Origin of the sequence: Deinococcus metallilatus, from assembly GCF_004758605.1 — a bacterium.
Taxonomy (GTDB): domain Bacteria; phylum Deinococcota; class Deinococci; order Deinococcales; family Deinococcaceae; genus Deinococcus; species Deinococcus metallilatus.
In genome coordinates, this window is record NZ_CP038512.1 from 2211309 (window position 1) to 2224699 (window position 13391).

Annotated in this window: 12 protein-coding genes and 1 riboswitch; of the genes, 6 read left to right on the forward strand and 6 right to left on the reverse strand. The window is 68.8% G+C overall.

What is annotated here, in order from left to right; genetic code table 11:
• Nucleotides 1–87: 87 nt before the first annotated feature.
• Complete coding sequence (locus E5F05_RS16665) at nucleotides 88–645, reverse strand: AAA family ATPase (RefSeq protein WP_129119755.1); 558 nt, start codon at nucleotides 643–645, stop codon at nucleotides 88–90.
• A 124-nt stretch (nucleotides 646–769) separates the two neighbouring features.
• Nucleotides 770–1207 (reverse strand): OsmC family protein, encoded by a 438-nt coding sequence (locus E5F05_RS16670; RefSeq protein WP_129119756.1) that lies wholly within the window; start codon nucleotides 1205–1207, stop codon nucleotides 770–772.
• Nucleotides 1208–1285: 78 nt separating this feature from the next.
• Between E5F05_RS16670 and E5F05_RS16675 the strand changes: the two genes are divergently transcribed.
• The gene (locus E5F05_RS16675; protein WP_129119757.1) at nucleotides 1286–2155 is read left to right on the forward strand and encodes an alpha/beta hydrolase; all 870 of its coding nucleotides are present in this window, start codon (nucleotides 1286–1288) and stop codon (nucleotides 2153–2155) included.
• Here the strand turns inward: E5F05_RS16675 and crtI are convergent.
• Together crtI and E5F05_RS16685 are read right to left on the reverse strand one after the other, a co-directional pair.
• Entirely contained in the window at nucleotides 2152–3819 is a 1668-nt protein-coding gene (gene crtI / locus E5F05_RS16680; RefSeq protein ID WP_129119758.1) for a phytoene desaturase family protein, read from the reverse strand. The two genes, E5F05_RS16675 and crtI, sit on opposite strands and share 4 nt — an antisense overlap.
• Before the next feature lie 195 nt (nucleotides 3820–4014).
• Nucleotides 4015–4917 (reverse strand): phytoene/squalene synthase family protein, encoded by a 903-nt coding sequence (locus E5F05_RS16685; RefSeq protein WP_375791557.1) that lies wholly within the window; start codon nucleotides 4915–4917, stop codon nucleotides 4015–4017.
• Nucleotides 4918–5084: 167 nt separating this feature from the next.
• On the opposite strand from E5F05_RS16685, the gene E5F05_RS16690 reads away from it, so the two are divergent.
• From E5F05_RS16690 to E5F05_RS16700, 3 genes are all read left to right on the forward strand, one after another.
• Nucleotides 5085–5933 (forward strand): phage holin family protein, encoded by an 849-nt coding sequence (locus E5F05_RS16690; RefSeq protein ID WP_129119759.1) that lies wholly within the window; start codon nucleotides 5085–5087, stop codon nucleotides 5931–5933.
• Nucleotides 5933–6778, forward strand: a complete 846-nt coding sequence (locus E5F05_RS16695; protein ID WP_129119760.1) for a hypothetical protein — start codon at nucleotides 5933–5935, stop codon at nucleotides 6776–6778. The genes E5F05_RS16690 and E5F05_RS16695 overlap by 1 nt, the downstream gene beginning before the upstream one ends.
• Before the next feature lie 90 nt (nucleotides 6779–6868).
• The gene (locus tag E5F05_RS16700) at nucleotides 6869–7264 is read left to right on the forward strand and encodes a Fur family transcriptional regulator (RefSeq protein ID WP_129119761.1); all 396 of its coding nucleotides are present in this window, start codon (nucleotides 6869–6871) and stop codon (nucleotides 7262–7264) included.
• An 11-nt stretch (nucleotides 7265–7275) separates the two neighbouring features.
• On the opposite strand, the gene E5F05_RS16705 is transcribed toward E5F05_RS16700, so the two are convergent.
• Complete coding sequence (locus E5F05_RS16705; protein WP_129119762.1) at nucleotides 7276–7866, reverse strand: hypothetical protein; 591 nt, start codon at nucleotides 7864–7866, stop codon at nucleotides 7276–7278.
• A 127-nt stretch (nucleotides 7867–7993) separates the two neighbouring features.
• On the reverse strand, nucleotides 7994–10060 hold the full coding sequence (locus E5F05_RS16710) for a zinc metalloprotease (protein ID WP_129119763.1): 2067 nt from the start codon (nucleotides 10058–10060) through the stop codon (nucleotides 7994–7996).
• A gap of 377 nt (nucleotides 10061–10437) precedes the next feature.
• Nucleotides 10438–10540: riboswitch (SAM riboswitch) on the forward strand.
• A gap of 136 nt (nucleotides 10541–10676) precedes the next feature.
• Here E5F05_RS16710 and E5F05_RS16715 point away from each other — a divergent pair.
• Together E5F05_RS16715 and E5F05_RS16720 are read left to right on the forward strand one after the other, a co-directional pair.
• The gene (locus E5F05_RS16715) at nucleotides 10677–12020 is read left to right on the forward strand and encodes an O-acetylhomoserine aminocarboxypropyltransferase/cysteine synthase family protein (protein ID WP_129119764.1); all 1344 of its coding nucleotides are present in this window, start codon (nucleotides 10677–10679) and stop codon (nucleotides 12018–12020) included.
• Nucleotides 12017–13033, forward strand: coding sequence for a homoserine O-acetyltransferase family protein (locus E5F05_RS16720; protein ID WP_129119765.1), 1017 nt, complete (start codon nucleotides 12017–12019; stop codon nucleotides 13031–13033). The genes E5F05_RS16715 and E5F05_RS16720 overlap by 4 nt, the downstream gene beginning before the upstream one ends.
• Nucleotides 13034–13391: the final 358 nt, after the last annotated feature.

The window sequence follows — 13391 nt, forward strand, 5'->3', positions numbered from 1 at the left end:
CAAGGCCCTCTCTGCTTCGCAGCTTTGCAAGTCCCACCAGGGGAGAGGGGCAAAAACAAAGTCATCTTTACGACAACTGCTCTAAATCTAAAACAGTGCCCCGGCATGGGCCGCGATCAGCAGCGCCGCGTCTGCCGGAGCGAGGGTTGAGGTATCGATACGGATGGCGTCGGGGGGCGGGGGCAGGTTCCCCGCCTTCTCCAGCAGTTCCCGCAGTTGCTCCGGGTCGCGCAGCTTGAGCCGTTCGGCCCGTTCGGGCAGGGTCATCCGGCGGGCGAGTTCGTCGGTGTGGCAGGACAGCCAGACGGGGACAAAGGCGGCGCCGCGTGCCGAGGCGAGGCCGCGCAGGCTCTGCACAAACTGCCACTCGCGTTCCTCGTTGGTCAGATAATTGGTAAAGATGTGGCTCACGTCACGGGGCGCCGCCAGCGCAGCTTCGAGCACAACCGCCCGCACCCTTTTCACCAGGGTCCAGACCTGGGCAGGTACGGGTTTCTGACCATCCAAGCCAAACGCCGTGAAGACCGGATCATTGCTGAGATGGTTATCCAGCAGTGCCGCCCCCGTCAGCCGCGCCAGTTGCTTGCCAATGGTCCGCTTGCCGCTGCCAGGCGGCCCGACGAGGTAATAGACGATGGGCGCCATACGTGCAGGCTAGCGGGTGGCGAGGTGGGAGGCATGGGCCGGATGGCACAGGCGCGGCCCACTTTCCTCTCCAGAAAAAAAGGCCCCACACCCAGGGCCTTCCTAACTCCTAAAGCCTAACCCCTTACTCCAGCACCGCCTCGTGCGTGATCTCCACATTCCCCTTCATCACGTTGCTGATGGGGCACATGTCGGCGGCCTGCCGCACGTGCTTCTCGAACTCGGCCTGGTCGATATTGCCGACCTTGCCGCGCACGATGAGGCGCATGGTGCTGACCTTGAAGCCCTGGCCCTCGCGGACCATCTCGCAGGTCGCCTCGGTGCGGAGGTCCTGCGGGTCGTGGCCGTCACCGGCGAGCAGCGCCGAAAGCTGCATGGTGAAGCATCCGGCGTGCGCGGCGGCGAGCAGTTCTTCGGGATTGGTGCCCGCGCCGTTCTCGAAACGGGTCTTGAAGGAATACTGGGCGTCCTTCAGTACACCGCTCCCGGTGCTGACGGTGCCCTGGCCGCTCCTGAGGTCGCCCTTCCACTGGGCACTGGCCTTGCGCGCGATGTCTGCCATGTCAGGCAGTTTGCGCCCCAACTATCTTGCGGCGCGTTGAGACTCGCTTCACATTGAGCGGAAGCTAGACTGCCTTCCATGCAGAACGCAAGCTGGGAGCCGTCCGCCTGGGACCTGTCCACCGGGAAAGGGGGGGCGCCCGTCCAGGGGTACGTCTGGCAAGCGGAAGATCCCCGCGCCGCCGTGCTGCTCGCGCATGGGTTCGGGGAGTACGCCGGGCGGTACGTGGAACGCTACCACCGCCTGATTCCGGCACTGGTGGAGGCCGGGTTCAGCGTGTACGCCTACGACCACCGGGGACACGGGCGGTCGGAGGGGCGCCGGGCCGTGGTGGACGCCGCGACGCTGGTGGAGGATCACCTGCGGGCACGGGAGACGCTGCGCCGTCAACCGCTCCCGGTCTTCGCCTTCGGGCACTCGCTGGGCGGCCTGGTCACGGCGGCGAGCGCGGCCCGTGATCCGCGTGGCCTCAGCGGCGTGCTCCTCTCCAGCCCGGCCCTGCTGATCGGGGAGGACCAGCCCGCGTGGTTGAAGTCCCTCGCGCCCGTCCTGGCGAAGGTCGCACCCGCCGCGCCCGCTGCCGACCTGGGCACCGGGGGCCTCTCGCGCCTGACGGACGAGGTGAGCGCGTACCGGGCTGATCCAAACATCTTCCAGGGCAAGGTGCCCGCGCTGGCCGCCGCCTCCATGCTGCGCCTCAGCGGGCAACTCTGGCCGCAGTACGCCCGCTGGACCCTCCCCACGCTGGTCTTTCACGGCACCGCCGACCGCATCACCGACCCGGACGGCTCGCGCCGCTTCGTGGAGGCCATTCCCGCCCCCGACAAGACGCTACGCCTGGTGGAAGGCGGCTACCACGAACTCCTGAACGACGAGCCGCGGGAGGAGGTGCTGGGCTGGATTCTGGACTGGCTGCGGGAGAGGACACAGGAGCCGCAGCGGGCCTAACGCCGGTCGGGTTCTGCCCCCCGCACCGCCTCCTGAAGCCCGAAATCCTGCGCGATCAGCCGCGCCGTCATCTTGGCGCTCATCATCACGCTGGGGGTGCCCGCGCCGGGCTGTACGCCCGCGCCGACGAGGTAGAGGTTCTGCACGTCCTCCGAGCGGTTGTGCGGGCGGAAGTAGGCGCTCTGGATCAAGGTGGGTTCCGGGCCGAAAGCGTTCCCCAGATAGCTGTCCAGCGTGCCTTCAAAGTGGTCGGGCGTGATGTACTCCAGATGCGCGAGGCGGGCGCGCAGCCCCGGGATGTGCCCGCGTTCTTCCAGCAAGGCCAGCACGCGCTCCACCAGCTTCGGCCCCTCCACTTCCCAGTCGATCCCGCTGCCGTTGTGCGGGACCGGAATCAGCGTGTAGGCGGCATGATGCCCCGGCGGCGCGAGGCTGGGGTCGGTGAGGGTGGGCACGTGGAGATACTGGCTGAAGTCCGTGCCCAGCACCTTCTGCCCGAAAATTTCACGCAGCAGTGCCTCGTAACGCGGTCCCAGGATGATGTTGTGGTGGCGGAGGTTCAGCGGCCTGCCGTCATCGCGGAAGCCGAAGTAGATCACCAGCAGGCTCATGCTCTGGCGGGCCGCCTTCACGCGCAGGTCGCTGTTGACGAGGCGGGCCTGCGGCGGCACCCGCTTGAGGTAGGTGTTGGCCCAGTCGCCGTTGCTGACCACGAGATCGGCGGGGCGTTCCTCGCCGCCCCGGAGCCGCACGCCACGCGCCACCCGTTGGCCGAACGGTGAACGGACCGGCCGCCCCCACTCGTCCGTCACGAGAATCTGCTCGACCTCCGCGCCGTACTCGATGCGCCCACCGAGTTCCTCGAACTTCCGCCCCAGGGCACGCACCAGGGCGCCGGTCCCGCCCAGCGCGTAGTGGACGCCCCAGGTCTTCTCGACGAAGTGGATCATCGCGTAGATGGCGGGCACGCTGAGGGGGTTGCCGCCGATCAAGAGCGTCTCGAAGGAGAAGACCTGCCGCAGCTTGGGCGACCGGAAATACTTGCTGGTAAAGGAGAAGAGCGTCCGCACCGCGTCCAGCTTCAAGAGATCGGGCACGACGCGCAGCATGGTGCTCACGTCCCCGAAATGCGTGTAGCCCAGTTCGAGAAAGCCGCGCCTGAAGATCGCCTCCGCGTCCGCGTGAAACCGCTCGTAGCCCGCGAGGTCGCCGGGTGCGAGTTCGGCAATCTGGCGGCGGGTGGAGTCGGGGTCGCCGTCGTAGTCGAAGAAGGTGCCATCGTCGAAAGAGATGCGGTAGAAGGGCAGGATCGGCACCAGTTGGACGTAATCGCGGGTCCGGGGGCCGCCGCTCTCCCCCGCCCGGACGCGCTCCCCGGTCAGCACGTGCTCCGGGTAGTCGGGCTGCCCGGGCCAGCCCTGGTCCCGCTCCAGCGCGAACAGTTCCTCGATGAAATGCGGCACCGTGATCACGGTCGGCCCCATGTCGAAGACGTAGCCGTCCGGCGTGCGCTTCTGGTAGGCCCGCCCACCTGGCCCGTCCAGCTTCTCCAGAATGGTCGTGTCGAAGCCCAGGCTCTGAAGGCGAATCCCGAGGCTCAGGCCGCCGAAGCCCGAGCCGATGATGAGGGCCTGTTTACGTCTGCTGGGGAGGGAATGGGGCACTAGGAAACCTTTGAAGGGACGTCGGCGATGCGCTTAGGACTGACGTGATTGGGAAGAGGAAAGCGTGTAGGACGCCGTTTTTTCTCCTCCCCCTTGAGGGGGGAGGTTGGGAGGGGGTGAACGGGCAAAGCATCCCAGCACCACTTTCTCTCCCTGCCCCGCTCTTCCCGCGCAGGCTTCGCCTCAGGCCCAGCCTCACAGCTCCCCACCCACCGCCCCCCGCAACTCCCACCATGCCTGCGGCAGCATCAGCAGCTTGCGCGGGCCGCTGACGTGGGCGCGGCGGCGGAAGTTGTCGAAGTCGGCGCGGGCCAGGTCGTCCAGAATTCCCTCGTAGGAACGGGCAGCGGTCTGCACGGCGAGACGGGCGCGGCCATGCAGACAGGGGATCCCGGCGCGGCCCTCGGCGTACCACGCGCGGGCGAGGGCCGAGAGATGGCGCATCAGCGCGCGGTAGCCGGGCGTGACGGTCCCGGCTTCCAGCGCGGCGCGGGAGACGGCGTATTCGCGCAGCAGCGTCTCGGGCAGGTACACCCGCCCGCGTTCCAGGTCCTCGCCCACGTCGCGCAGGATATTCGTGAGCTGCATGGCCTGCCCCAGCCTCAGCGCGTGGGCCAGGGTCCGCTCGCCCCCGCTGTAGCCGCAGATGGGCGCGATCATGTGGCCCACCACACCCGCCACACGGCGGCAGTAGAGCGTGAGGTCGTCCAGATCGCGGTAACGGTGGCCGCAGAGGTCCATCCGCAGCCCCTGGTGCAGTTCCTCGAAGGCGGCCAGGGGAATCGGCCAGCGGGCGGCGGCCCAGGCCAGCGCCGTGTCGGTGGGGTGGGGCGCGGGATTCCCGGCAAAGGCAGCCCGGACCCGTGCCCACCACACACCGAGCTCCGCCTCCGCCTCCCCGGTCCCCAGTTCGTCTACGATGTCGTCCCCGGTGCGGCAGGTGGCGTAGACCGCCCACACCGCCTCCCGCTGACCGGAAGGGAAAAAACGCGACCCCAGGTAAAAGGTCTGGCTGTGCCCGCGCGTCACGTCCCGGCAGTGCGCCACCGCCTCCGCGAGGGAGGGTGGGGGGGAAGGCGGGGGGGCAAGATGCGGCACGGTCAGCGTCCTCCGTGCGAGTGTAAGCGGCGAGGCGGAAGGGAACGTCACGCTTTCTTACAGAAACGGGCGGGGTTCAGGGTTTCTTGGCTCTGGCGCGGGTCAGGCGTGACGTTCATTATGCTGGGCGTGACTGGCCCATCTTCTGGGGGCCTGTGGAGGCAAGCATGCAAGAAGAACATAAGAGCCTGGGGGGGGCGCTGGTCGATGTCTTCGACGCGGGCGTCACGCTCGTCAAGTCTGAGATTCGCGCGCTGCTGCGGCAGGTGACGAACGTTATCAAGGCCAAGGGGATCGGCGTGGTGCTGCTGCTGGCGTCGGTCGGCCCGCTGCTGATGGCCCTGGTCTTCCTGATTCTGGCGGTGTTCTATCTGCTGATGCGGCTGGGCCTGGGCGCCTGGGTGGCCGCGCTGATCATCGCGCTGCTGGGCTTCATCCTGACCGGCGTGCTGGTGATGATGGGCCTGAGGCGCCTGAGCGCCGAGGTGCCGCACGACGAAGGCGAGCGCCGCCGCATGAACCCCGACCACATGACCGAGGACGAGCGGCTGGAAGCCCAGTACCAGGCGGAGCAGTACCAGGCCGAGCAGGCCGCCAGGGCGCGGGCGACGGCAGGCACCGCCCCCGTCACCGTGACCTCCGGCGCGTCCGTGATGGCGGGCAGCGGTGCGGCGAACAACCTGCGGCCAGGGGCGGACTACAGCGTCCCGGCGGGGGCGGAGGACCGGGTGGAGGGCACCGTGACGCTCCCGATGCCGCGCAGTGCAGAGGGCCGCACCGAAACCCTGCCGGTCTACGGGACCAATCCCGACAACAGCCAGCCCGCACACGGCGGCAGCGTGGACGACTTCAGCGTCCTGGGGGACACCGGGGCCGCCGGGGACCACGGACCCCAGCGGGGCCACAAGAAGCACGACCCCAACATCCAGCATCCCGTCGTGCTGAAGGACGAGCCGGGCATCGACGTGAGCACCACCCCCACGTTCCGTGAGGACATGAAGAAGGAGGGCTACTGATGGCGGACCGGGTGACGGTGGAGCGGGCCACGGTGGACATTCCGGCGGCGGACCGGGTGACGGTGGTCCGGCCGGTAACGGCTGAACGGGCGGCGACCGTGGACCGGCCCGCCTTCGGCGCGCAGCACGGCGGGCCGTACCTCGACGAGCGCGAGGAAGCCCGCGCCCGCCTCAAGGCCAGTGTGGACGCCCTGGCCGAGCGGGCCAATCTCCAGGTGCAGATGCAGAAAGAACCCCTCAAGATGCTGGGGGGTGCCTCGGCGGTGGGGGCGGCGGCGGGAACGCTGCTGGGCATCGTCCTGGGGCGGCAGTTCCAGCGCACGAAGAAAATCTACGTGGACGCCGACAGCCCCGAGAAGGACCAGAAGGCGCTGATCCGGGCCCAGAAGAAGGAGAAGGGCGGCACCGGCGTCGGCGGCGCGCTGGTGGCGACCCTTACCACCCTGGGCATCAAGGTTCTCAACGACCGGGTCCTCACGCCCAAGCTGGAGGAGTTCGCCCATGGCCTGCTCGACCGCGCCGGGCAGGAGGGGGGGCAGAAGGCAAGGAACGCGGCACCGCGCGCAGCGGGGCAGCCCCGGCCCGCCGCTCAGCAAACCGGGGGGAACTGGTCCCTCAGCGGGAGCCGCCCCGCCCCGGCCCCGGCCAACACGGACGTGACCGCCAGCTTCCTCAAACGCGACGAGGGCGCGGAGGCCAGCGACGCGGCCCGGGTGGGTGTTCCCGGCGGCCCCAGCGTTCCCGGCACCGGCAGCAGCATCCCCGTGCCCGTCAGCACCGTGCAGGCCAAGGCCCAGGGCAGCCCCATCGGCCCCGAGGAGAAGACCAACCCCAATATCCGCTGAGGCTTCCTGCCCCCGGCCCGCCCGCGACGGTGGGCCGTTTTTGTGTGCTGCTTTTTGATAGGCCGGAATCACTTCTGCTAGCCTGGAGACATGACCGCCACCCGCAGCACCCGCCAGCGCGACGTGATCACCCGCGTCCTCGACGGCGCGGAAGGTCCGCTCGCGGTGGGCGAGGTCCTGATCCGCGCGCAAACCGACCTGCCGGGGCTGGGGGTGGCGACCGTGTACCGCACCCTCAAGCTGCTGACCGAGCAGGGCCACATTCACCCCGTGACCCTCGACGGCGAGACGCGCTACGAGCGGGCGGGGCGGGGCCACCACCACCATTTTTCCTGCACCGGTTGCGGGCGCGTCTTTACGCTGCACACCTGCCCGGTGGCCCTGCCCAGCGGCACCGTCTACCCCGGCGGCTTCATCGTGGAGGCGCACGAGGTCACGCTGTACGGGCGCTGCCCGGAGTGCGCGGCGGCCCCGACTGACGCCTGAACCCACCGTCCTCAGCGGGCCAGGGTGGTCAGCAGGCGCTGGAGGGCCGCCCGGTTGGGCGCCGAGTCGAGGTAGGGATTGTCCTCCGGGTGTTGGGTGAGGCGCAGAACCACGCCCAGGCCGCCGGGTACCTGAAAACCGTAGCGGGTCAGGGTGGGGTTCACCGGACCGTCGGGCGCAGCAAAACGGGCGCGGGCGGCCAGCAGCTCCGCCCGCCGGTCGAGGTCGGCGCGGGCGCGGGTCAGCAGGGCGCGCTGCGGCCCGGTCAGGGCGGCCAGCAGCCGCGTCTGCACCTGCTCCGCCGCCAGCGGCCCGAGGGCCGGCGCGGTTGCCAGCGGCCTCAGTTCCGCCCGCAGAACCTCTGCGGCATCCGGGCCGAACGTCAGTGTGCCGCGCGCAGTCAGCTCGGTGAGCAGGCGCACGGTGAGCAGCAGTTCCAGGGTCGGGACGGCGGACTGCACGGCACCCACGTTCGGATTCCCCCTCCCAGGTGTCCCGCCGCGCGGCGCGGGCGGCAGATCGTTGGGCCGCAGCGGCGCGGCGCCCGCCAGACTCCAGCAGGCACAGACGAGCAGCGGGAGAGTCACCGCAAGGCGCGACATGGCCCCAGCCTACTCCCGGCGGGTGACGGTCGCCTGACCTGCCGCACACGAATCTTCAGCCAGACACGCGCCCGGCTGACTCTCCGGGCGCGTGCGGTCTGGTCGGGACTGTTCAGGCAGGCGAGGCTCAGGGAGCCAGGCGCAGGGCCCGCTGCTTGGGCGTCTCCTCGGGGAAAATCCAGGCGCCCGGCTTCGGCAGCAGGTCGTGGCTGATGCGCGCCTGCCGCCTGACCGCCTGGGTGGACAGGCCGGTGAGGTTCTCGTACCACTTGTACGCCTGCACGTCCACCCCGGCGGCGATGGCGGCGTCCAACACCTGACGGTAGCCCTGGTGGGACAGGCGGGCCGCTTCCAGGTAAGACATGGCATTGTACTGGCTCTGGGCCTGCACGAACAGCGCGTCGGCGCCCTGAGCGGCAGCAGTGACGGGCGCGGCCTTCCCGGCGCGGCGGGTCAGTTCCAGAATCGCGTTGGTGTTGTTCAGGTACGCGGCGCTCAGGTACCGGTACTGAGAGTCGAGGTTGAACTGGCCGAAGGTTCTGCTCAGGTCGTTGTACGACATCACGGTGCCGCTCTCGTCACCCACGTCCACGAAGCGGAAGCGGCCGCTGGGTCCGTAGGAGAGGTCCTGCTCGCTGTCGTACCCGTCGTGGGGGTGCGAGAGGCTGAGGTGGTGCCCCGTCTCGTGGACGAGCGTATCGGTAAAGCCGTACCCGTAGGGATTGATCAGGCTGGGCGTCAGGAAGCCGTACACGAAGCTCTGCGTGCCGGTCTGGCCGTCGTCGTAGGCGATGCCGAGCAGCCCTCCCTGGCTGTCGGTGTTGTCGTTGAAGGCGTAGATGGGCAGCAGGTACTGGCCCGCCGGAGCCGTCTTGTAGCTGTCCCGCAGTTCCTTCACGGTGTACTGGAAGAGGCGCTCGCCGCTGTAATCGGCGTACTCGGGCGAGCAGGCGTCCTCAAAAACCGTGAAGAAGCACCGGTACACGTCGGCCAGGTCACCGTTCAGCGGCGTCTGCTTGACCGTGTTGCTGAACTTGGCGAACGGCCGCAGCACCGACACGCGGTCTTGCACGAGCGGCGCGTTCAGCAGCTTGGCGGGGTCGGCCGCGCCCGCGCCCTGCTCGACATGCATGTCCAGCCGGATGTCCTCGGGCATCTGCGGAGGCGTCAGGGCCGCGCGGTAGAGCGGGCTGGGCGTGAACAGCAGGTTCAGGGCGGTGTAGCGCGTGACCAGTGCGAGGTCCACGCTGACCTTGCGGCCATACGCCGTGCTGGCCTTGCGGGTGCCGTATTCCCAGATGGGCGGCATCCGGTAATCGGCGGTGCCGTCGCCGGTCGAGTCCGCATGGGTCACGTCCCAGGCGTCGGTCCAGTAGTCGGGGTTGGCCGAGAGGTCGTAGAACCACACGCGCTGCGGGGCCTGACCCTGGCGGACGCTGCCACCCCAGGCGATCATGCGGCGGCTGGCCCGCGCGCCGAACTTCGTGCCGGTGTCGCTATCGGCGGCATTGGCGCGGGTGTAGGAGTGGAACTTGAAGTCCGGGCGGCTGTACCAGTTGATCAGGTAGACGGTGTATTCGCCGGACTTTACCCCAACGCGGCTCCCGTTGTCGGCCAGCCAGTTCTCGGTGTCCTGCGCGTCGATCTCATAGTTGCCGGTCACGGGGCGCGTGATCAGCGGGGACGGCGTGGTGCAGGTGTCGTCGGGCTGCTCCACGTCCTTGCCGGTCTGGGGGTCCTTGACCACCACGAACTGACAGTTGAAGTACTTCTGGTACACCGTCAGCGGCTTCTCGGTTCCCTTGCTGGTCAGGAAGGCGAAGAAGTCGTCCTCGAACTTCTGGTCCGCGAACACGTAGTTGTAGTCGTAATCGAAGGCGTTGCCGGTGTACTCGGTGTTGCCGTAGGCGCTGGGAGCGCGGTTGATGGCCTGATAACTTTGCGGCAGCGTGTCCTGGAAGTCGCGGACATTCACCTCCTGGGGCGTCTGGACCTGGCCGGGGGGAGGCTGCCGGTAGCCGACAAACACGACGTTGACCTTCAGACGGGTCCGGATGGTGTCCTGCTTGTTGGGACTGAGCACCTGGAGGCGGCCGAAGTCCGTCTCGGTGCCGGAAGGCGGAGACTGGCCCCCACCGCAGGCCGCGAGCAGCGAGAGGCTGAGCAGGGAAACGGCGACGGTGCGAAGTTTCATAAGCCTCCTGTGTCCACCGGGGACCGTGAATGAAATGACGTTGGTATGAGGAGTGTACGTGTTTTCATCCCTCTCAGGGCCGCAAACGTGGCAGTGGAGGGCCGTTCCAGCCCGCTGTCCGCTAACCAGTGTCCGCCGAAAGGAGACAGCACCTCGGATCTGGCCGGATCACCCGGTTGTCTGCGGCGGAAGCGCGAGCAGCAAGAGAGCGGTGAAGTGCTGGAAAGTGCCCGAACGGGAGCGACGCTGGCAGCCTCCGCCGCACACCCCCTGGCTCGCGGCGTTGCAGGGTCTTGGCCGGGGCGCTCCCCGCTTCCCCGGTTGACCCTCCCGCGCCTCCCCTGCTACCCTCTGTCCAGCTCCCGCGTGGAGCGACCCTATCCAGAGCGCCCGAGAGACCTGGCTCGTTGACGGCGCGGCAACCGGACCTCATCACGTCACGGTGCCAAGGCCAGCCCGGCGCGGTGTTAACGATGACTGCCGTGCCCGGGACCGATCAGGGAAGGTCACGCGGACGAAACGGCCCCGCCCCTTCTCGCAGCCCGAGAGGGGGCGCGGCTTTTGGGCGGCTCCCCCACAGACCAGACGAACCTTTTTCTGTGAGGAGGGCCTCCCTATGGCTTCCAGCAACCTGCCCCGCAACTTGCACTTCGAGACGCTCCAGGTCCACGCCGGGCAGCACCCCGACCCCGCGACCGGCGCGCAGGCCGTGCCGATCTACGCCACCAATTCCTACGTCTTCGAGTCGCCGGAGCACGCCGCGAACCTGTTCGGCCTGCGCGCCTTCGGCAACATCTACAGCCGCATCATGAACCCCACGAACGCCGTGCTGGAGGAACGCATCGCGGCGCTGGAAGGCGGCGTGGGGGCGCTGGCGGTGGCGAGTGGGCACGCGGCGCAGTTCGTGGCGATCACCAATGTCGCGCAGGCCGGGGACAACATCGTCAGCACGCCGAATCTGTACGGCGGCAGCGCGAACCAGTTCCGGGTGACCCTGCGGCGGCTGGGGATCGAGGTGCGCTTTACCAGCAAGGACGAGCGCCCGGAGGAGTTCGCTGCTCTCATCGACGACCGCACCCGCGCGGTGTACCTCGAAACCATCGGCAACCCCGCGCTGAACATCCCCGATTTCGAGGGGATCGCGGCCGCAGCACACGCCCGGGGCGTGGCGGTGTTCGTGGACAATACCTTCGGGGCGGGCGGGTACTACTGCCAGCCCCTGAAGCACGGCGCGGACGTGGTGCTGCACTCGGCCAGCAAGTGGATCGGCGGGCACGGCACCGGCATCGGCGGGATTATCGTGGACGGCGGGACCTTCGACTGGGGGAACGGGCGGTATCCCCTCTTCACCGAACCCAGCCCCAGCTACCACGGCCTGAACTTCTGGGAGGCCTTTGGCACAGGGAACGCGCTGGGATTGCCGAACATCGCCTTTATCACCCGCGCGCGGACCGAGGGGCTGCGCGACCTGGGGCCGACGCTGGCGCCGCAGCAGGCCTGGCAGTTCCTGCAAGGGGTGGAGACGCTCTCCCTGCGCTGCGAGCGGCAGGCGCAGAACGCTTTGAGCCTGGCCTCCTGGCTGAGCGTCCACCCGGACGTCTCGCGCGTGACCTACCCGGGCCTCAGCAACCACCCGCACTACGACCGGGCGCAGACGTACCTGCCGCGCGGGGCGGGGGCGGTGCTGACCTTCGAGCTGCGGGGAGGCCGGGCGGCGGGCGAGGCGTTCCTCCGCTCGGTGCAGCTCGCAGAGCACGTCGCCAACGTGGGGGACACCCGCACGCTGGTGATTCACCCCGCCAGCACCACCCACAGCCAGTTGAACGAGGCGGCGCAGGCCGCGGCAGGCGTGACGCCGGGGCTGGTGCGCGTGTCGTTGGGGATCGAGCACATCGACGACATCCGCGAGGACTTCGCGCAGGCGCTGGCCACCGCCCTGGTGGACGCGGAGGGAGCATGACCGCCGTGACCTACGTGCCGGACTCTCCACCGCCGCCCGTGCCGGACCGATGTCCGCAGCGGCAGACGGCGCGGCTGTTCCGGGAAGCGCCGCTGCTGCTGGACTGCGGGCAGCCGGTGGGTGACGTGCGGGTGGCCTACCACACCTACGGTACGCCGTCCAACCACGCCATTCTGGTGCTGCACGCCCTGACCGGCAGCAGCGCCGTCCATGAATGGTGGCCGGACTTTCTGGGGGAGGGGCGACCGCTGGACCCCACGCGCGACTACATCGTCTGCGCGAATGTGCTGGGCGGCTGCGCGGGCACGACCGGCCCGGCCGAGCTGCCGCGCGTGAATGGGGAGGACGCGCCCCTCACGCTGCGGGACATGGCGCGGGTGGGGCGGGCGCTGCTGGAGCAGCTGGGCGTGCGGCGTGTCAGCGTGATCGGCGCCAGCATGGGCGGGATGCTGGCCTATGCCTGGCTGCTGGAATGCCCCGATCTGGTGGACCGCGCCGTGATCATCGGCGCCCCGGCGCGGCACTCGCCCTGGGCCATCGGGCTGAACACGGCGGCCCGCAGCGCCATCCGCGCGGCCCCCGGCGGCGAGGGCCTGAAGGTCGCGCGGCAGATCGCCATGCTGAGCTACCGCAGCCCGGAGAGCTTCGCGCTGACCCAGGCAGGCAAGAGCGCCCGGCGGCCCGGGACACCCGCCATCACCAGCTATCTGGAACACCAGGGGGAGAAACTGGCGGCCCGCTTCTGCGAACGCACCTACCTCGCACTGACGGGGGCGATGGACCGCTTCCAGCCCACCGACGCCGAGTTGCGGAGCATCCGGGTGCCGGTGCTGACGGTCGGGATTTCCAGCGACGTGCTGTATCCGCCGGACGAGGTGCGCGCCGGGACCGCCCTGCTGCCCCGGGGCCAGTACGTGGAACTGGAAAGCCCGCACGGGCACGACGCTTTCCTGATGGACCCGCAGGGCCTGCCGCAGTGGGTGGCGTCGTTCCTGAACAGTGCTGAAGCCTGAACCGTTCTGAAACGGACCGTTTCGACTTCAGAACGTCCGGACACACCACCGGATGTTCATCTGGTCCCAGGCTCGGGGGCGGCCTCTTTCCTTGGAACTTGTAGAGCTGCTGGCAGGGCTGGGCCCGTCGCCCTTCTTGCCGCCCATGACGCAGGCGTACCTGCTCACGGGGCGTCGCCGCCAGCCATGAGTTCTCGCTGCCGCTTCACTCACCCCTCCTCCATGAATGAATACAGGTTGCTATGAAAGCGGCGGACGGGTGCTTAACGTCATCACACCGCCTCCACAGGAACAGCGGGAATGCTGGCGTTGTCCATCTCCATTCCACCCTGAAGAAACCGTCCTGCCGGAGTCAGAA